23 protein-coding genes, 1 tRNA gene and 1 pseudogene are annotated in these 18,136 nt (G+C 34.6%); 10 read left to right on the top strand and 15 right to left on the bottom strand.

The genetic code is table 11. The annotated features are described in order from the left end of the window. Nucleotides 1–73 precede the first annotated feature (73 nt). The 5 genes from AOC36_RS03865 to AOC36_RS03850 all read right to left on the bottom strand — a co-directional run bounded on the left by AOC36_RS03865 (nt 74) and on the right by AOC36_RS03850 (nt 2,172). Complete coding sequence (locus tag AOC36_RS03865) at nt 74–301, bottom strand: hypothetical protein (protein WP_067631616.1); 228 nt, start codon at nt 299–301, stop codon at nt 74–76. A gap of 52 nt (nt 302–353) precedes the next feature. Further along, entirely contained in the window at nt 354–575 is a 222-nt protein-coding gene (locus AOC36_RS12170) for a hypothetical protein (protein ID WP_157777144.1), read from the bottom strand. A gap of 145 nt (nt 576–720) precedes the next feature. Continuing rightward, on the bottom strand, nt 721–1,119 hold the full coding sequence (locus AOC36_RS03860; RefSeq protein ID WP_067631614.1) for a hypothetical protein: 399 nt from the start codon (nt 1,117–1,119) through the stop codon (nt 721–723). A 43-nt stretch (nt 1,120–1,162) separates the two neighbouring features. Next, entirely contained in the window at nt 1,163–1,465 is a 303-nt protein-coding gene (locus tag AOC36_RS03855) for a RepB family plasmid replication initiator protein (protein WP_067631612.1), read from the bottom strand. Nucleotides 1,466–1,692: 227 nt separating this feature from the next. After that, a complete protein-coding gene (locus tag AOC36_RS03850) occupies nt 1,693–2,172 on the bottom strand; it encodes a peptidylprolyl isomerase (protein WP_067631610.1) in 480 nt (159 codons plus the stop codon). Between the two features lie 260 nt (nt 2,173–2,432). On the opposite strand from AOC36_RS03850, the gene AOC36_RS03845 reads away from it, so the two are divergent. Further along, complete coding sequence (locus tag AOC36_RS03845; RefSeq protein WP_067631608.1) at nt 2,433–3,185, top strand: tyrosine-protein phosphatase; 753 nt, start codon at nt 2,433–2,435, stop codon at nt 3,183–3,185. Between the two features lie 131 nt (nt 3,186–3,316). Here AOC36_RS03845 and AOC36_RS12630 read toward each other — a convergent pair. From AOC36_RS12630 to AOC36_RS03835, 3 genes and pseudogenes are all read right to left on the bottom strand, one after another. Continuing rightward, a pseudogene (locus tag AOC36_RS12630) lies at nt 3,317–3,820 on the bottom strand (LysR family transcriptional regulator substrate-binding protein). A 168-nt stretch (nt 3,821–3,988) separates the two neighbouring features. Next, nucleotides 3,989–4,138, bottom strand: a complete 150-nt coding sequence (locus tag AOC36_RS11845) for a LysR family transcriptional regulator (RefSeq protein ID WP_078055074.1) — start codon at nt 4,136–4,138, stop codon at nt 3,989–3,991. 141 nt (nt 4,139–4,279) lie between these two features. Then, nucleotides 4,280–5,263 (bottom strand): aldo/keto reductase, encoded by a 984-nt coding sequence (locus AOC36_RS03835; protein ID WP_067631606.1) that lies wholly within the window; start codon nt 5,261–5,263, stop codon nt 4,280–4,282. A 210-nt stretch (nt 5,264–5,473) separates the two neighbouring features. On the opposite strand from AOC36_RS03835, the gene AOC36_RS03830 reads away from it, so the two are divergent. From AOC36_RS03830 to AOC36_RS03805, 5 genes are all read left to right on the top strand, one after another. Beyond that, the gene (locus AOC36_RS03830; RefSeq protein WP_067631604.1) at nt 5,474–5,896 is read left to right on the top strand and encodes a MarR family winged helix-turn-helix transcriptional regulator; all 423 of its coding nucleotides are present in this window, start codon (nt 5,474–5,476) and stop codon (nt 5,894–5,896) included. Beyond that, nucleotides 5,896–6,756 carry an NmrA family NAD(P)-binding protein gene (locus tag AOC36_RS03825; RefSeq protein ID WP_067631602.1) on the top strand — a complete coding sequence of 287 codons (861 nt, stop codon included), beginning with the start codon at nt 5,896–5,898 and terminating at the stop codon, nt 6,754–6,756. The genes AOC36_RS03830 and AOC36_RS03825 overlap by 1 nt, the downstream gene beginning before the upstream one ends. Nucleotides 6,757–7,139: 383 nt before the next feature. After that, the gene (locus AOC36_RS03815) at nt 7,140–7,760 is read left to right on the top strand and encodes a Crp/Fnr family transcriptional regulator (RefSeq protein WP_067631598.1); all 621 of its coding nucleotides are present in this window, start codon (nt 7,140–7,142) and stop codon (nt 7,758–7,760) included. 154 nt (nt 7,761–7,914) lie between these two features. After that, nucleotides 7,915–8,697, top strand: a complete 783-nt coding sequence (locus tag AOC36_RS03810) for an aminoglycoside 6-adenylyltransferase (RefSeq protein WP_067631596.1) — start codon at nt 7,915–7,917, stop codon at nt 8,695–8,697. Nucleotides 8,698–8,824: 127 nt separating this feature from the next. Beyond that, entirely contained in the window at nt 8,825–9,739 is a 915-nt protein-coding gene (locus tag AOC36_RS03805) for a hypothetical protein (RefSeq protein WP_067631595.1), read from the top strand. A gap of 658 nt (nt 9,740–10,397) precedes the next feature. Here AOC36_RS03805 and AOC36_RS12660 read toward each other — a convergent pair. Both AOC36_RS12660 and AOC36_RS12575 read right to left on the bottom strand, forming a co-directional pair. After that, nucleotides 10,398–10,712 (bottom strand): transposase, encoded by a 315-nt coding sequence (locus AOC36_RS12660; RefSeq protein ID WP_417935079.1) that lies wholly within the window; start codon nt 10,710–10,712, stop codon nt 10,398–10,400. A 41-nt stretch (nt 10,713–10,753) separates the two neighbouring features. Then, nucleotides 10,754–10,876 carry a hypothetical protein gene (locus AOC36_RS12575; RefSeq protein WP_257721654.1) on the bottom strand — a complete coding sequence of 41 codons (123 nt, stop codon included), beginning with the start codon at nt 10,874–10,876 and terminating at the stop codon, nt 10,754–10,756. A gap of 314 nt (nt 10,877–11,190) precedes the next feature. Here AOC36_RS12575 and AOC36_RS03800 point away from each other — a divergent pair, with 314 nt between their 5' ends. The 3 genes from AOC36_RS03800 (at nt 11,191) to AOC36_RS03790 (ending at nt 12,681) form a co-directional block, all read left to right on the top strand. After that, nucleotides 11,191–11,790 carry a TetR/AcrR family transcriptional regulator gene (locus AOC36_RS03800; protein WP_067631593.1) on the top strand — a complete coding sequence of 200 codons (600 nt, stop codon included), beginning with the start codon at nt 11,191–11,193 and terminating at the stop codon, nt 11,788–11,790. Nucleotides 11,791–11,889: 99 nt separating this feature from the next. Further along, nucleotides 11,890–12,189 carry an FMN-binding protein gene (locus AOC36_RS03795; protein WP_157777142.1) on the top strand — a complete coding sequence of 100 codons (300 nt, stop codon included), beginning with the start codon at nt 11,890–11,892 and terminating at the stop codon, nt 12,187–12,189. Between the two features lie 3 nt (nt 12,190–12,192). Next, nucleotides 12,193–12,681, top strand: coding sequence for a flavodoxin domain-containing protein (locus AOC36_RS03790; RefSeq protein WP_067631589.1), 489 nt, complete (start codon nt 12,193–12,195; stop codon nt 12,679–12,681). A gap of 1,152 nt (nt 12,682–13,833) precedes the next feature. Here the strand turns inward: AOC36_RS03790 and AOC36_RS03785 are convergent. After that, a tRNA-Arg gene (locus tag AOC36_RS03785) sits at nt 13,834–13,908 on the bottom strand. 280 nt (nt 13,909–14,188) lie between these two features. On the opposite strand from AOC36_RS03785, the gene glmS reads away from it, so the two are divergent. After that, nucleotides 14,189–15,946 (top strand): glutamine--fructose-6-phosphate transaminase (isomerizing), encoded by a 1,758-nt coding sequence (glmS, locus tag AOC36_RS03780; protein WP_067631587.1) that lies wholly within the window; start codon nt 14,189–14,191, stop codon nt 15,944–15,946. 43 nt (nt 15,947–15,989) lie between these two features. Here glmS and coaD read toward each other — a convergent pair whose 3' ends face one another. From coaD to AOC36_RS03760, 4 genes are all read right to left on the bottom strand, one after another. Then, nucleotides 15,990–16,493, bottom strand: coding sequence for a pantetheine-phosphate adenylyltransferase (gene coaD, locus AOC36_RS03775; protein WP_067631586.1), 504 nt, complete (start codon nt 16,491–16,493; stop codon nt 15,990–15,992). Between the two features lie 257 nt (nt 16,494–16,750). Next, nucleotides 16,751–17,182 (bottom strand): flavodoxin domain-containing protein, encoded by a 432-nt coding sequence (locus AOC36_RS03770; protein ID WP_067631584.1) that lies wholly within the window; start codon nt 17,180–17,182, stop codon nt 16,751–16,753. A 43-nt stretch (nt 17,183–17,225) separates the two neighbouring features. Next, nucleotides 17,226–17,534 carry a PTS sugar transporter subunit IIB gene (locus AOC36_RS03765; RefSeq protein ID WP_067631582.1) on the bottom strand — a complete coding sequence of 103 codons (309 nt, stop codon included), beginning with the start codon at nt 17,532–17,534 and terminating at the stop codon, nt 17,226–17,228. 97 nt (nt 17,535–17,631) lie between these two features. Further along, on the bottom strand, nt 17,632–18,090 hold the full coding sequence (locus AOC36_RS03760; protein ID WP_067631580.1) for a hypothetical protein: 459 nt from the start codon (nt 18,088–18,090) through the stop codon (nt 17,632–17,634). Nucleotides 18,091–18,136 lie beyond the last annotated feature (46 nt).

Below are 18,136 nucleotides of genomic sequence, written 5' to 3'. Positions count from 1 at the left end.
AAACACCACCATTCATTTTAATACGATCAATGAAGGCGGTGTTTTTTTGTGCGTTTATTAGGGGAATAAAGATTTAATCCAAGATTCCCTTTAGGGTCATCGTTGAGTCCAGTTTGGTATATTCAACACTTTTTCTAAAAAGTGCTTGGGCGTTCTCTTTATTGTAAGACAAGGGAGACGATAAGGATGGTTGGAGTCCACGATCAAAGTATTGACCCGAAATATGATTTAAGGCTTCATCATAGATGATACTTGCCAATGTGCTTGATGATGTTTCAAGTGATCCAACACGGTCTGCCACCCGATCTAAAAAGTCTTGTGTAAACCGTGATTTATCAGGTGCAAAGTTTGTTTTAAAATTGTTCTTCTACTGCAATACTCCAACTTTCAATAGAATAATATTGTTCTTTAACTTGATATATTTTTGGTATCAAAAATATTGTTACTTTGTATTGTTCGCCATAATCATAGTATTGATGTATAACGATATCGTTTGTAACATACATTTCATCAACAATGTGTGTATCTCCTAGTACTGTAGCAGGAGTATCATCATTTAAAGTGTCAGCTTGCACGTTTACAACAAACGACGATACAAAGCATACTAAAATAGAATCATCAAGATAGTTCGTGACAATTGGTTCGCTAATTTTTTCATATTCTCTCCTTTATGAAAATAATCTCAGAAAAAATATTACCATTTCCAAAAGTAAAGCGCTATCATATAATAGAAAAAGCTGTTAAAAAACTGCTGTATACGAGGATTAAGACTGTTAATATACTTATTGACCATTCTATGGTAAGTGGCTGCCGACTGCTAATCACAGCTAATATAATGACACTAGAAAAAATACAAATAAGCAAAATTATCCATTTATTCATTTTTGTTTCTTGGAGCTTAATTAACATGAGCTTACTAAACAATAGAACTCCCCAAAAAAAAGATAGGGGCGATATCAGAAGTATCAACACTTCTGTAAATCCAAAATTGAACGTACCTGTTTGTTGTGATTGATTTACAATTTCATAATATACATTTATCTGCAGACAAAAACTTATGTAAAGAATTCCTAAAGAAACAGCTATGTTGTTAGTTGCTTTTTCTAAATATAGTTTCATATTATTCCTCCACGTTGAATGATAATGGGTATTGTTTCATGTGCTATTCTCCTTGATTGAAGTCGTCTAATATCATTTGGTCTGGGTCAACTTTTTCAGAGTAAGCCTTTTTGAATTCCTTTATATGCTCCTGAAATACAGTATATGTATAGCTTGAATTGTATTTAAACAATTCAAATATTTCTTGCTTGCTTATTGTCACTTTACGACTTGGCAATGGTAACTTAGTATCAATACAAAACACAGTCATTTCAAAAAGCTTTAACATGGTGTTGTTCATTCCCCATCGCCCTACAATTAATTCGTTGCTTTGAGCCACTTTATTGGGTACGTCAAAATCACTCATGGTCTATAATCCATTAAGTATTATCAACATCGTAAGCTGTGTGTACCATTTTGTCAACGTGTAACCAAACATAATTCAAAAAGGTACACATGCGATATTGATTCGACCAGTGTTTAAAGCGCTTTTTGAATTTCCCAAAAGTATTAAAAGGTAAAGGTTTTAAAAAATAAAAAAAGAACCCAGAAGACTTTATAACGTCCTTGGGTTCAATTGATTCTTTAACAAGACTAAACTCGTGTTACTGACTCGATTACTACATCCTCAAGTGGTTTATCCATTCTGTTTGTTTGAACGGATACGATACGATCTACAACATCCATACCTTTAGTAACAGCACCAAAGCTTGCGTACTGACCATCTAAATGTGGTGCATCCGCAACCATAATAAAGAATTGGCTTCCTGCAGAGTCTGGATTCATAGCACGTGCCATTGAGATCACACCACGGTGATGAACCATCGGGTTTTCAACACCATTGGATGAGAATTCACCTTTGATTTCATATCCAGGTCCTCCCATACCAGTTCCTTGTGGGCAGCCACCTTGAACCATAAAGCCTGGAATCACACGATGGAATGTTAATCCATCATAGAACTTATCATCCACTAACTTCAAAAAGTTTTCTACGGTAAGTGGTGCATAGGTATCATCAAGTTCAATGAAGATTGAACCATCATTTTTAATTTTCATTTCTACTGTTGTTTTCATTGTTTTCCTCAAACTTTCCTTAATAATTATATAAGGTCAGTCATGAAATGAAAAGCCCTAATATCTACGGCATTAATAAATCCACCTAACCTTTATGTATAGTGCCTTGAAATTAGATGTGTGATGTGTGAATTTATATCACCCTTATTACAGATTAGAGATTACCGATGCTCACACCTACAACATAATTTATAGCTACAGATGAGCTTAAATACGGTATAATGATGATAAGTTATAAAAAAGAAAGCAAAGGTGATACTATGGATACCGTGGTAAATTTCAGAGATTTAGGTGGTTTAAAAACCAGATCGGGTTCTTATATAAAAAAACACAGACTGTTACGGTCTGGTGAACTTGTGAATATATCAGAAGAAGATAAGGTGTTGCTTGTTGAAGGATACAATTTAAGAAATATTGTTGATTTCCGCTCAAATAATGAAGTCAAACGATCACCCGATGATACATTAGATGGCGTTTTTTATCATAATATTGATATCATGAAAAATATCGAGAATAAAGCAAGCAAAAAGTCGTTCTTTAAGAATCGAAATAGCGAATCGATTGATCCGATGGTGGACATCTATCGGTCAATCATAACCAACGAAACTGCATGTAAAGGTTATCGTGAATTTATCGATGTACTTTTGAATAATAGCGAAGGTTCTACAATCTTCCATTGTTTTGCAGGGAAAGATCGTACAGGCATTGCTGCTGCAATTATTTTAACACTACTCGATGTTGACGAAGCTTCAATTATGGATGATTACTTGCTCACAAATGAAATGAGAAAAGAAGCAAACGAAGAGATCTTAAGAACGATGTTAAAGGAAGGATACAGTCCTTTTGAAGTCAATAAAATGGCAACATTCTTGGGAGTTACATCGGAATATCTTGAAACAGCATATCAAGAAGCAACTGATAAATTTGGTTCCTTTAGTTGCTTTATCATGGATGGTATTGGTGTTAGCCATGAAGAGATCGAACGTCTTCGCTTAATGTATACAGAAAAGTGAATCATAAACATGTTTACGTCTCATCAAAGAGACGTTTTTCATATCGTGAAAATACACACCTAATCTGATGATTTACTCTGAATCATTTGTTTTACATGATCTAAAAACTTGGTGATTGTCGGACTAAATACTTAGTATTTTTTCCATGCCAAAATGGATTCACGGGCTACTTTTGGATAAAACGGTCTAAAGCATACATTGTTGTTTTCATCCCCCAAGAAAGATCCTCCAATTACAGTTGCTAGCCCCATCTTGTTTTCAACCATAATAACAGCGTTGGTCGTCAAATTAATGGTTGCGACCACGTTCAAAGTTGCGATATCACATTGAAACCACTGAGCCAAATCTTTGCTTAATTTGTAACGTTTTGGGATCAATAGCGGTTGATCAAGTATATCATTTCGCGTAATCGTTTCTTTATGTGCAAGGGTTGAATCACTGGGTAGCAAGATTCCCCAGGTTTCTTTTTGTTACATCGATATATAATGATATTTTTCAACATCAGTTGGTACCATCAGCAATCCAATGTCAATCAGTCCTTTATCCATGCGTTCTTTGACCATATCAGCCGTTCCGGTATAGATATCATACGTGACTTTAGGATATTGGTCTTGAAAAGATTTTAAAAAGCTGATAATTTGTTGGCCTGCATCGGACTCAGGAATTCCAACTGTAATCAGTCCGTTAACTTCTGTTGCCTGTTCTTGAAGCTCGCTTTTTGTATGTTCAACTAAACTAATGATTTCTTCTGCACGGTTTTGAAGATAAACACCTGCTGGGGTAAAAGTAACTTTTCGAGTACCTCAAATTATTAATTGTGTTCCAATCTCTTCTTCTAACTGTTGAATTTGATTGCTGAGTGTTGGTTGTGTGATATAAAGCAATTCAGCAAAACGGGTAATGTTTTCTTCTTGGGCTACGGTAAGAAAATAGCGAAGCACTCTTAATTCCATAACATTCCTCCAAATCCTTTTATCCTATTATACCACGCTTCATCCTGAGTCATGAGCGATTACGCGACGTATCTAAAATATTAAGATAAAGATGAACATTGAAAAAGACTACCTTTTTAAGATAGTCTTTTAACATAGTGTTTAACGACCTGTCTTCTTTTTTTCTGATTCAGGATAACGATCACCTACGATTTCAAGTCGATCTAAAGCATCGTTAATTTCCTTCATCTCTTCTTGAGTGAATGAAATATTAGCAGCAGCATTATTCTCATGAATTCGTTCAATCTTGGTTGTACCTGGAATTGGTACAATCCAAGGTTTTTGAGCATTTACCCAAGCAATTGCGATTTGTGCCGGTGTGGCATTCTTTTCTTGTGCACATCGGGTAATAAAATCAATGACAACTTGATTTGCTTCCATCGCTTCTTTTGTAAAGCGCGGAAGATCGGCACGGTTATCATTTTCACTAAAGTCTTTACTCGCGTCAACCTTTCCAGTTAAAAAACCTCTTCCAAGTGGGCTATACGCAACAAGTCCAACACCTAACTCTTCAAGTGTTGGAAGAATTGAAGTTTCAATTTCGCGCCACCACATTGAATATTCATACTCAACAGCAGTGAGCGGTTCTACAGCATGTGCTCTACGAATCGTTTCTTCGCTTGCTTCTGATAAGCCCCAATGAAGGATTTTCCCCTCTTTTTTGAATTGCTTCATCGCAAGTGCAACATCTTCAATTGGTACATTTGGATCCACACGGTGAATGTAATAAAGATCAATATAATCTGTTTTTAGCCGTTTTAAAGATCCTTCAAGTTGTGCTCTTAATGATTCAGGATTGCTATCCAATTCACCTGGAGCACCATCAATTTTAAACCCGCCTTTGGTCGCAATTTGGACTTTATCCCTCAAACCAACCAATGCATCTCCAACAAGTTCTTCATTTGTATACGGTCCATATACAGCCGCTGTATCAAACATTGTAATACCTGAAGCAACGGCTTCCTTCACAACGTTAATCATTCCATCACGATCCTTAGCAGGTCCACGATGATAATTCAAACCCATGCACCCAAACCCAATCTCTGAAGTAACGAGTCCATTCTTACCCAATACGCGTGTCTTCATATACGTCCTCCTTATCCAACGTGTTGTGCGTTGTTTATAGGTTCACTCTATCATTTGAAGGTTTACATGTCTAATACCTCAAACCTATACATGTCATGCCTTTTATGAATGATATGATTGTTGCACTTTATCCACAACTATCCATTGACTTAGTACACCTAGTGTACTATTATTTAATGAGATTCTATCTTTATGCTAAAAGGAGTTATTATGGATAAATACCACTACACCTCTGAGCAAATATCATTATTTTGTAGAATGAATATCAGGTTGAATAAAAACTTGCCAATTCGCTCCAGCGAGACGGGCTTGTTGATATACTTAGTGAAAACAGATTTCGAAAAAACACCCAAAGGAGTTGCTCAATTTTTTATGTTCTCAAAATCCATGGCTACTAACATGGTTACTTCACTTGTTTCTAAAGGATATCTTGAGAAAATAAAGTCAGATATTGATAAACGAAGCATTCAGCTTACACCCACTGATAAAGCAATTCATTTAGTGAATGAAACATACGAATCGATTTTTGATTCAATCGTATCGCTTCGCAAAAAAATGGGTGATGTGCAATTTGATACAATGATTGACCTTATTGCGACAGCAAATTCAATCTTGACACAAGGTGATAACTAATGGGACGAATTCTTGTTACAGGTGCTTCTGGAAATGTTGGAAAATATGTAGTGAAGTACGCCCTTCAAAACAATCAAGAAGTCACAGCATGTGGAATTGATCCAAACACCTTGAAAACGATGTTTGGGGACACAGTTAAAATTGCAGCTTTTGATTTTCTAAATCCTTCAACGTTCAACAACGCTTTAGAAGACGTCGATCGTGTTTTTATTATGAGACCACCACATCTTGGTAACCCTAATGACTTGAAACCATTCATCGATGCGCTTAAAAAACAAGGGAACATAAAACTTGTTAGCTTTTTATCGCTGATCGGAGTTGAAAATAATCCTGTACCCCCTCACCATAAGATTGAGAAATACATTGAGAAAGTTGGACTCCCCTATTGTCATATTAGACCAAGTTTTTTTATGCAAAATATCAGCGGTATTCACGCCTTTGAAATTAAGCACTTTAATCGCATAGTAGTTCCTGTCAAAAATGCTCTCACGAGCTTTATTGATGCACAAGACATTGGAGAGATTACAGCGAAAGTACTCAGCGAACCCAATCAACATCAAAACACAGGATATTCAATTACTGGACCTGAGGCCATTGATTACTGGGAGGTTGCAAGAATTCTATCACACGAACTTCAAAGAGAGATCCTTTATGCAAATCCAAAACCATCCTTTGCGAAGAAATATTGGATTCAAATACGAGGCTTAGACAAAGAATACTGTACTGTCATGGGAATGCTCTACATGATGACACGATTTGGCACCGCTAAAAAGGTTACTTCTATATTCGAAGAAGTTATGCACAAAAAACCACAAACATTTCAACAATTCGCACATAAGAATAGAGACACTTGGATTTAAGTGTCTTTTTTCTGATCAGTATCCATATCACAAATCAACCTCCACTAAATGTGATATATCTTCCTGAAATAAACTCAAATTACCACTTCAAAAGTGGTCATGTATGTTATTTGACGTTCCAAATAAAAAAACGATTTATCTAGCATTCTATATAAAAGGGCAACGAGCACTATTACAATCAAGTGACCGATACTGTAACAATAAAACACCTGGTAAGGAAATCAAAGTTACACAGCTTCCCGAGTTTGAGCTTACTTTCCAGAAAAATACCAACTCGATAAATTATGATGAAAAAGGTTCTATGCGAATATATTTTACCTATCTTACCTAACTAATTGAAAGATGTTATAATTCAATCAAAGATTTGGTAAGGAGAGATGAATATGCATTTAATTGATTTAATGAATGAAGACATTAAAAAGAAGCTTGTAAAAAAGACGTATAAAAAGAATGAAACTATTCTTTTTGCTGAGCAAGACAATGAATATGTAATTTTTATGATTGATGGTATTGCAGAAGCATTCATTCTAAATGTGAAAGGAAACATCTCAACTATTCACCTTTATAGAAGCGGTAGTTTTTTTGGAGAAACGGAACAATTCAATGATGGAAAAAAACCCGTTGAAATTGTCGCTTTTACAGATTGTAATGTATATAAACTTCATAGAGATGATTTTCTAAACTGGTTAAGAGGAGATTTTGAAGCTACAAAATTTCTGATTCGAGATATAACCAATAAATTAGTTATAAATGCTGAACTAATTGAAGAATTATCATCATTAAGTGTTAAGGAACGAGTTCTGAGGTGTATATCCTTACACTATCATAGAAGTGAATTAAACCTACTTACCAAAAAACAGCTTGCTAGCGAAGTAAATGCTCCAATTAGAAGCATTAATCGTGCTATAAATGAATGTGTAAAAGAACAGCTAATTGCGTATGAAAATAAAAGATTTAGTGTAATTAACCAGCGGGAGGTATTAAAGAATCTTCCAACAACATAAGTAGGATTTTAATAAAGTATCGAATAATAACTATTCAATACTTTTTTATTTCGGGTCAAGTGACCTATTCCTTGTATTTCTTCGTTATATACTATTCTTATGCATTATTAAATTAGATTGATTGTTAATACAAGAAAGTGAACGGTGTTATATTATGACAAAAACACAACAAGATATGATCCAAAAGGTATTAGAATTTTCAATAAGAGATAGTAGGCTAATAGGACTAGCAATTAGCGGTTCTTATATCACAAAATCGTTAGATGAATATTCTGATTTGGATTTTGTGATTGTAGTAGAAGATAAATCCTATGAAGAAGTTAACGAACAACGATTACTTATCGTGGAACAGTTTGGTACATTAGTTTCTGCTTTTACTGGCGAACATGTGGGAGAACCTCGATTGATCATCTCCCTCTATGATTCCCCTGTTCTTCATGTTGATTTTAAGTTCACAACCTTAAACGGTTTACTGGATAGAGTTGAAGATTCAGTTATTCTCTATGAAGAAAACAATTGCATAACAGAAATGTATTCTAAAAAGGAACCACACTTCCCAACTCCAGACTTACAGTGGATTGAAGATAGATTTTGGATTTGGGTTCATTACGCTTGTACTAAGATTGGACGTAGAGAACTATTTGAAACAATTGATTTCTTATCTTTCTTAAGGCAATCAGTACTTGCCCCATTGATACAGCTTCACTTAGGTAAATTACCTCGTGGAGTTAGAAAAATTGAATTGGACGCACCCCAATATATTGAAGCATTAGAAAAAACGGTCGCTACTCATGATTACGAAAGCTGTGTTAATGCATTGAAGGCTACTATCAACCTATATCTTGAGTTAAGAGAGAAATTATCACAAAGTTCATTTTTCCGAAAGGTTGAAGCTGAAAGGGTTGCATTACGGTATTTTCATGATTTAATCAAATAAACCCAAAGTAAAAAATACATTAAATAGTATGTATTCAATATTTACTTAATTGTTGGTCAAACGACCTAGATTAGTAGTTGCTGGCACTCTATAATCATTTTAAAAAGTAACAGTACGGAGGATAACTATGAGTGATATTTTAACTAGAATTACAAATAAAATTGGGGATAAAGATATAGTTGGCAAGTTATCATCTCTATCAAAATCAGATTTGAATTCACTTCTATTAGAAGTGTTTGATAGACAAGCAAATACGTTAGCTGCATCTGATATTCTAAAGTCATACCAAGCTAATAGATTTACGATCCCTAGCAGTATAGACCCAGAAAAAATTCATACTTTGGAATCAAAATTATTGAGTAAAGCACGCAAAATGGATATCAAGCCGATTATGCTTTCTCCCTCCGCTCCATTAGGTAGCTGTAGTGCTTTTGGCTCAGTAGATCAATATAACGTTGTAAGTGCTCTTCGAGGGATAGAAATACTTTCCGATCCTTCTAATATGTTGGCTATAATTATCGCTGATAAATTAAAAAGAAAAGAAGAAAGTAACACAGTACCGATTCACATGGCTACTACTGCTAGGGCAATAAGAGCGCAAAATTTTGTAGGAGAAGGTTTATATTCACATTTTTGCTTATTTTGCATGGTTTCATCCGGTATCGATACAGGGTCTTACACTTGTGAAAAAATGTTGTTAGAAAAGCATTTAAATTATTATAAGGATGTACTCAGTGAAATAGAAAATGGTCGTTTCTCTATTACTCTACGCAAACGTAACGGATACAAAGATAATGACGGATTTTTCGACAGAATGGTTGAAACTATCAAACTTATTTTTCCTAATATAGAGTTGTCAATTCACGATGATGATGTTGATAATAATTATTATAAAGGTATCAATTTCAAATTATCGGTCAAACAAGGAAATGAAACCGTTGAAATGGTTGATGGTGGTTTTGTCGACTGGACTTATCAAATGCTTGGAAATAAAAAAGAACGCTGTTTAATAAGCGGTATTGGATTAGAAAGATTACTTTAGGTCAATCACTTATTGTGTGTGATTTCCTGATAATGACGTTACTAAGTCAATTAAATATTAAAAAATTGTTGATTACATTACCTCAGAAATATACTGTTTGCATTCGATTCGTGAAATCCGTGATTGTTCATAGTATTCCAATCTATAGACATAATAGTCAATAGGTGAAATTGTGTCAGAACTCATAGTATAAAACTTTAGTTCTTGCTATACTCACTAAGGTATAAAGCTATCGTTTATCCTTTGTTTTTAATCGTCGTCCTTTGCAATAAAAAAAAAAAACGATTTCTGAGCACTATTCAATGTATTATTATTTTATTTTTAGACAACTATCACGATAAGATGCTCTTGGTACAAATTTTTTTAATAGTGATATTGCTAGTATTTTTTTTGCATCAGTCATTTTGGGTCCAAAAACAACTTCCACGTATTGAATTGCATTTCTGTCCAAATCGAGGAATATTTTATGATAAGGAGGAATAAAACTTTCATCTTCTGTCCTCCTAACTAATTCTTGTTGCTTTTCAAATGAAGGAGCTAACTGTATATTTGTCCAAACTAAAAGTTAGAATTATTGAAAGGTCTTTGAAAAGTGAATATGTATACACTGAAAACAACGAATGAATCGTCTCAATAAAGTAATATTGCAAAACAATTACTATTTGCTGAGATCTGGATTAAATTCTAGGTTTTCAGTCAGCAGCTTAAAAATAACTCTAAGTAGTTTACGAACAACATGACCTTGTGCACAACGATGACTTTTACCTTGAGAACGTTTTAATGAACAATAAGATTTGAAAGTTGGGTTGAAATCACTAACGGTCAATGCAACTTGATACAGTGCACGACGAAGATGAAATGATTCTAGTTTAGATATCGCTGTAGTAGGTGCGTTGTAATCCCGGATTGATACACAAAAAGAATTACACCCGGAGAATGCAACCAGCTTCCTTGCAGAGTCGAAGAGGTTGATGTCTTGAATCTCGCAAAGGATAGTAAAACCTGTATTAATTCCTATTCCAGGAGTTGTAAAATCGGATAGTGAAGCTTAAGCGCTAATTCTTCGTATTTGTTATACAGTTCTTTGAGTTGCTTCTCTTTGAGTTCGATGGATTCAATGAGCATCTTGGTCTTCATTTCAAAACGTTATTATTCTCACCAAGAAAAGTCTTTGCCAATGCTTCGAGCTTTGTAGAATACAATCTCTGAACCTATGAGTTTACCTTTACTAATATGCACGTCTTCATTTAAATCTTATACCACCGTGTTGTGCGTTGTTCATAGGTTCACTCTACTATTGAAGTCTTATTTGCCTAATATTTCAATTCTATACGCGCAAGTCTTTTTAAGTAAGGTCTCATTTCATATTAGATTATAAACTAAATTGACACGTATAAAATATTGTGATATATTAACACCGTTAACTTAATTAACACTGTTAAGGAGGGATTATGAGTCAAAGACGATTACAAGAGAAAGAGAACATGAAAACTAATATCATTGATGCCAGTATAAAGATTATAAATCAAGAGGGCTACGAGAAGCTTTCAATGCGCAAAATTGCACAAATAATCGATTATTCTCCCACTACCTTATATCTATATTATAACAATAAAGCAGAAATTGCTGCTGACATAGGAATGATAATATACGATAGAATTCTTTCAGATACTTTAGATGTATACAAAGCGAATCTGAAACAACCTTTACTTGTTCAACTCAAGCAAGTCTTTAGGCAGTTTGTTTTGAGTATGACATACAGCCCAGAAATGGGGATAGCATTTATTCGAAGTGGATCTGAGACACTTTTCAAAGCTTCAGAAGGAGGAAATGAAGGTGAAAATTTACTGCAACAACTTTTATACGACGGCTATAAACGAGAATTGCTTAGCTCTGTAAACTCGCATTCGTCTTGGATGATCGTAACTTCTCTATTAGGATTTGGTATGAATGCAATCGAAAATAAACTCTATCTTGAAGAGAATTGGGAAGAATTAATAGAATCCTATATTGACATGATTATTTACGGAATCAAAGGAGAAAGCGTATAAATTATGAAGTCAACTAGAAGAAAGAAGCGTTTCTATATAACACTAATCATATGTGTAGCATTCCTGTCTGTGTTCAGCATATTTTTCGTTAATAAATTAATGGCAACAAATATCTTACCCGTTGATAGTGTTGCAATGAGTTTGGTTAATGATGGTACATATCATGGGAATAGTAATAATGGACTTATTGAAGTCGAAGTTGAAGTAACTGTATCAAATCATGAAATCACTAAAATTGATATAATCAAGCATAATAATGGGCTCGGATCAAAAGCGGAAAAAATCACTCAGAATATTATATCTGAACAAAGTTTAGAAGTTGACACCATAGCTTCTGCTACATATAGTAGCAATACCATTTTAAAAGCCGTAGAAAATGCTCTACTTAAGGGGAAATAAAAAATGAAAATTCTTATAGCATATACCAGCAGACATGGTTTCACTCATAATTCAGTTCTTTATCTCAAGTCAAAATTACTTGGTAATATTGAATTAGCAAATATCTGTGACAACCCAAAGATTGATGTGAATAATTTTGATTGGATTGTTCTTGGTGGTCCGGTTTATATGGGGAAAATGGATAACAAACTTAAATTATTTTCACAACAAAATCAAGATATATTATTAACAAAAAAGTTAGCATTATTTGTCAGCTGTACTACTCCTGACTCAGCTGAACAATACATTAAAGATTGTTTTCCTGAAGATATATATTCGACTTCTCTATATAGGTATAATTTTGGTGGTGATCTAAACCCTTCAGAATTAGGTTTATTTGAAAGAATAATTACGAATCTTGTGTCAAGACTAGAACCAAAAACAATAGGAATGTTAAATAATAATATTGATAGTTTAGCTCAGAAGATTTCTACCTATAACATCCATGATTGATAATATATACCCAAATATTTAACTATTGCGTCAAAACTAGAAAAACTAACGGACCACTTCAAAAGTGGTCAGTGGGGTCAACTTAGCATAAGCTTAGTAGACTCCTTTTCTTTTGATCTTAATTTTGGAAGTTTGAATTCTTCTGATAATTGCGTAATGCTTAGCAATATATAAATCAAGCGTCATTAATTCAACTTTCGCTATATGATTGCACAAATTTTGTGTTGCAATTTAATTGTCTTAACTACACTATTATCGTACCGTTCTCAGGCCGAATTGAGTTCTTCGCACCTTCGAATGATCCCTTCTATCTATTATAAATCGATAGAATGGCGAGGATTTCATAAAGCAACCATAGCGTTCATAGTGTCTATCTCTCTTGATAGGCACTATATTTTTTATAGCGATTTCGGTAATTAAGAACACTGTCTCAAAAATGACTTCAACATTGTCGAATATCACCCCCTTTGCCAGGTTCCCTTTATACATAAGATCTTTTAGAGTTACACATTTTGTTGTAAATCCATCAACGTGAGTAAGCGTTCTTTAATTCTGTAAAACCTCGTTCAATTCTTCTTCAATGATACCTAAAACTTTCAAAGCAATAATTCGTGTAAGAATTTTACATTTGAAAACATCATGACAAGTCGTATTTAATCGCTCAGTTTCTAAATCAGTGTTATAAAATTTATAATGTGTTTCAATCTTCCAACGATCCGAATTAAGTTCATCTACTTCCTTACACGTGAACTCGTCTTAATGCAAATTTGTGAAATAGACATGATGTATTTAGCCCATTTTACAGGGGTTCTTCAGTTCATGTTTCACCACACATATTTTAATGTGAGGATTCGATTCAAATGATTCACGAACTTCTTTGTGTTTAATCCTTCTTCGCCACAGTTTATTGACTGTAATATCAATCCATCCATCTCTTTCATTTTTAGCTACTTCCTCTTTGAAAAAGTTTATTTTCCCTCAAATAAATACTTGCATCCATTCAGTTCAACAAGCCTGAACAATTCAACACTACAATTCACTTTCTCATTATTATATATATCGAAAGTGTTCTAGAAAACATAAGAAAAGGAGTCAACCACGCTTGTGTTAAGTTGACCCCATTGCCTACTGATTAGTGGCCTTATACGATTTTGGCGTTCCCGACAGGAATCGAACCTGTATCTAGAGCTTAGGAGGCCCTTGTTCTATCCGTTGAACTACGGGAACATACTCAATTATTATATATCAAAAAGTGTGATAATGAAAAGGTTTCTTTTTTTTCATGACTTATGATAAAATGTACCAAGGGAGGAGGGATTAAGATTAAACAGAATGAATGATATTCAAAGCGCCAGACTCTTGAATGAGTGACGAGGTGAGAGGTTATCGAAGTTTTCGGCGGGTGCCTCTTCGGTCATACTGAGATCGAAACACAAGGACAAATAAACAAATCCCTTGTGAATCAGTAACTACATATAATCATAAAATAATATAAAGGAGAAACACTATGTGTGGAATCATCGGTTACGTCGGCTCGCGAAACGCAGTTGATGTTTTAATTGACGGTCTAACGCATTTGGCTTATCGCGGCTACGATTCATGTGGAATCGCAGTTTTTAGTGACGGCAATTTGCAGACCCAAAAAGCAACAGGGAAAATTAACAATCTTATACCATTAACAAAATCAATAAAAAATGCATCAATCGGTATTGGTCATACACGTTGGGCTACTCATGGGAAACCCACTCAAGAAAATGCCCATCCGCATGGTAAATCAAAAATTACACTCGTTCATAATGGTATTATCGAAAACTATAGTGAACTCAAAGAAGATCTACTAAACAAAGGCTATTCATTCAAATCTGAAACAGATACAGAAGTATGTGCAGTCTTGCTTGAATCCTTATTAGAAACACATGTAATGCTCGATGCAATAAAAGAACTTCACAAAAAAATAGAAGGATCTTATGCAATAGCGATTCTAGATAAATCGGATCAAGATACAATATATTGCATCCGTAAAGGAAGTCCGTTGATTATCGGTGTTGGGCAAAATGAAACGTTCATTGCATCGGATATGTCTGCACTTCTGGATTATACGAAATCTTATTACATCCTAGAAGACGATGAAATGGCAATTATTCAATCAAATACACAAGTATTCTATGACCTCGCATCATTCATCCCGATTTATAAGGAAGTTCAAGAGGCAGATTGGAGCCTAACAGCCGTAAATAAAGGTGAATTCGAAACATATATGCTAAAAGAAATTCACGATCAACCAGAAGTCTTAAAAACGACTTTTAGCCAAGAATTGAAGTTGGATGATGCATTCCTTCAAGATATCAATGACATCCATATCGTCGCATGTGGAACTGCAATGCATGCTGGGTTGGTTGCGAAACAATGGATTGAAAAATATGCACGTAAACGTGTCTATGTTGAAGTCGCAAGTGAATTCCGTTATATGGACCCTATTTTAGACAAAGACGATCTTGTAATCGTCGTATCACAATCGGGGGAAACAGCGGATTCATTAGCATCCTTAAGACTTGCTAACAATCACGATATCAAAACCCTCGCAGTTGTGAATGTCTATGGATCATCCATTCAACGTGAAGCATCACGGTATATCATGACCTATGCGGGAACTGAAATAGCAGTTGCAAGCACCAAAGCATACATAGCTCAACTTGCAACACTCTATCAATTAACTCAAAAACTAACAAACAACGCGATGAAAGATGCAAATACAGTCATTCCTTTTGTTGAATCATTGATCCATAACAGTCAAGAAATTCATCAAATTGCGAAAGAATATCTTGCTGTAACAGATGCATTCTTTATTGGACGTGGTCTTGATTATGCAATCGCCCTTGAAGGGTCATTGAAATTAAAAGAGATCTCTTACATCCATGCAGAAAGTTACCCAGCAGGAGAACTAAAACATGGAACCATCTCACTTATTACTGACGACGTTCTAACCGTCGCCCTTGTGACACAATCACAAGTATTCGATAAAATGCTCAGCAATGTGCAGGAAGTACGTGCAAGAAATTCTAAAATGATTCTTATTGCACCCGAACATTTAGCTGCGGATGAATCGTTATATGATCATCGAATCAACATCCCTCATGTTGACGATGATTTGATGCCTTTTGTGGCAGCGATACCGCTTCAACTCCTCGCTTATAGTTCAAGTTCCCTCAGAGGTTGTGATGTTGATCAACCTAGAAATCTTGCGAAATCTGTAACTGTTGAGTAATAAAAAGTGTGGCGCATGTGATAAATTCACATACGTCACACTTTTATATTTTTGTTCCCTTAATTTGCACTGGATACTTTAAACGCAGAGCATGTTCGACATGTTTTGGTACAAACTGCGACAAATCTCCTCCAAAACTAGCAACTGCCTTAACCATTGATGAAGAAATATGTGCCAAATCAGGAGCAGCAACGAGAAAGAGTGTCTCAATCTTTTCATTCAACATCTTATTAATCGATGCTTGTCCTACTTCATATTCATAATCAGCACTGCTTCTTACACCACGAACAAAGGCACTGCATCCAAGCTTTTGTGCAAAATCTACAGCAAGTCCACGATCACTCACTACCTTACAGTTATCTAATTTTAAGTCATTTATGACTTTTTGAACAAATTCAACACGTTCTTCTAATGAAAATAATGAAACTTTATTTTCATTAATTAATAGAGCAACATAGACTTCATCAAATAATTTAGATGCACGTTTAATTATATCAATGTGACCCAATGTGATTGGATCATAACTTCCTGTTATCATTACTTTCATCATTATCACCTGTAACTAGTATACCAAAGGATACACAAAATAAAAACACTTCCGGGCTGAAGTGTTTTTATTATTTTTAGAAAACCTAAATTCAATTTGATAATTGGAGGAAATACACATTGATAGTAAGGAAATGGTGAATTTAAGTATTTTCTAATGGACAAGAATTTATAGATTATTTAATCTATAAAACTATTATACATGCTGAAAATGAAAAGTCAACACCATTTACAAATATTTTTCAATTTTATTACATTTTATTGAAAAGTTTTCATTAAGTCGGTTACAGATGTTTTCACTTCCTCCAAGAAATCATCTTCTGGAGTCAACATCACCGTGAATTTCCCAGATACAATGCCCCCTGCTTCTGTTACTTCTTGAGCCCAGGTTTCCATCCATTCCCCATCACCCCAGTCAAACGACCCAAACAACACAACCGGTTTGTTTTCAAGGGATGGTTTGAGTTCATCAAAAAATGGTCGATACTCATATTCTTCAATTTCTTCGACACCCATAGCAGGACACCCTAAAAAGAAGATATCAGAATCTTTAACCTCATCCACACTTGTTTCACTGATAAAATACATTGAATGCGCTTGGTTAACATCATTCAACGCCTCATCGATTGTATCTGCAATCATCTGAGTATTGCCTGTTGCACTATAATATATAATTACTGCTTTTTCCATATTGCCTCCTAAGTTAAAAAAAATGCTAGATATCTAGCATTTATTATTTGTCATCACCTAATACTTTACGTACATGATCGATAACAGCAGCACCGTTCATTGTACCGTACATACGCATGTCGATAACTTCAACTGGTTTGCCAGGTAATGTCTTTTGAACACCTGCAAGATTGAAACGAACTTGTGGGCCCAATAATACGATATCAGCGTCAGCACCCAAACGAGCAACTTCACTTACTGAGTGAGCTTCAACTGTGCAATCATAATCGATAGCCTTTGCAGCTTCAATCATTTTATTTACAAGGATACTTGTAGACATCCCTGCCGAACAGAATAATACAATTTTTCTCATAAAGCCTCCTAATGGTAACACTTACATTACTGTTTTATTATATCACAAAAACCTTTCGAGTCTAGTCTAAAGGGAGCAACTCGCCATTTTATTTATGTTATTTCTTATTTTTTCGTGGTTTTCTGCCCGATAAACGCTCCATAACGAGGTTTATGTCTGCAATTGGGTACCGAACAGACACAGGTGTATCACGAATTACGAACACAAATTTCCCTTTTTCATATGATTTCTTTGTGATTTGACGAATGTCAAATGCATGTTGTTGTGCGAAGATAAGTTTTTTTCCAATCCCCACATAACGATACGTATGAAAAAAGGTATAAAGCATCATCACAATTCCTACAAATAACAAAATTCCTTCAACTGATTCTGAAACAGGATAAACAATAAATGCGATATTTATAAGGGCTACAACAACGACTTCAATCAAAGATCGTTTGTTAAGCGTTAATTTCAACGTTTCGTCATAACGTTTTGCTTGATTAAACTTAAAATATTGGAAAACATAAAATCCAACAATTAAGCATTTTTGAAATATGAGTGTATAGTTATTCATAGTGTCGTTCTCCTTTTCTCTAATCACTAACCTAAAAAAAGAGCCA

The sequence above is a fragment of the Erysipelothrix larvae genome (assembly GCF_001545095.1).
In the GTDB taxonomy this organism is placed as follows: Bacteria; Bacillota_I; Bacilli_A; order Erysipelotrichales; family Erysipelotrichaceae; genus Erysipelothrix; species Erysipelothrix larvae.
This window is presented reverse-complemented; position numbering and strand designations above follow the sequence as displayed.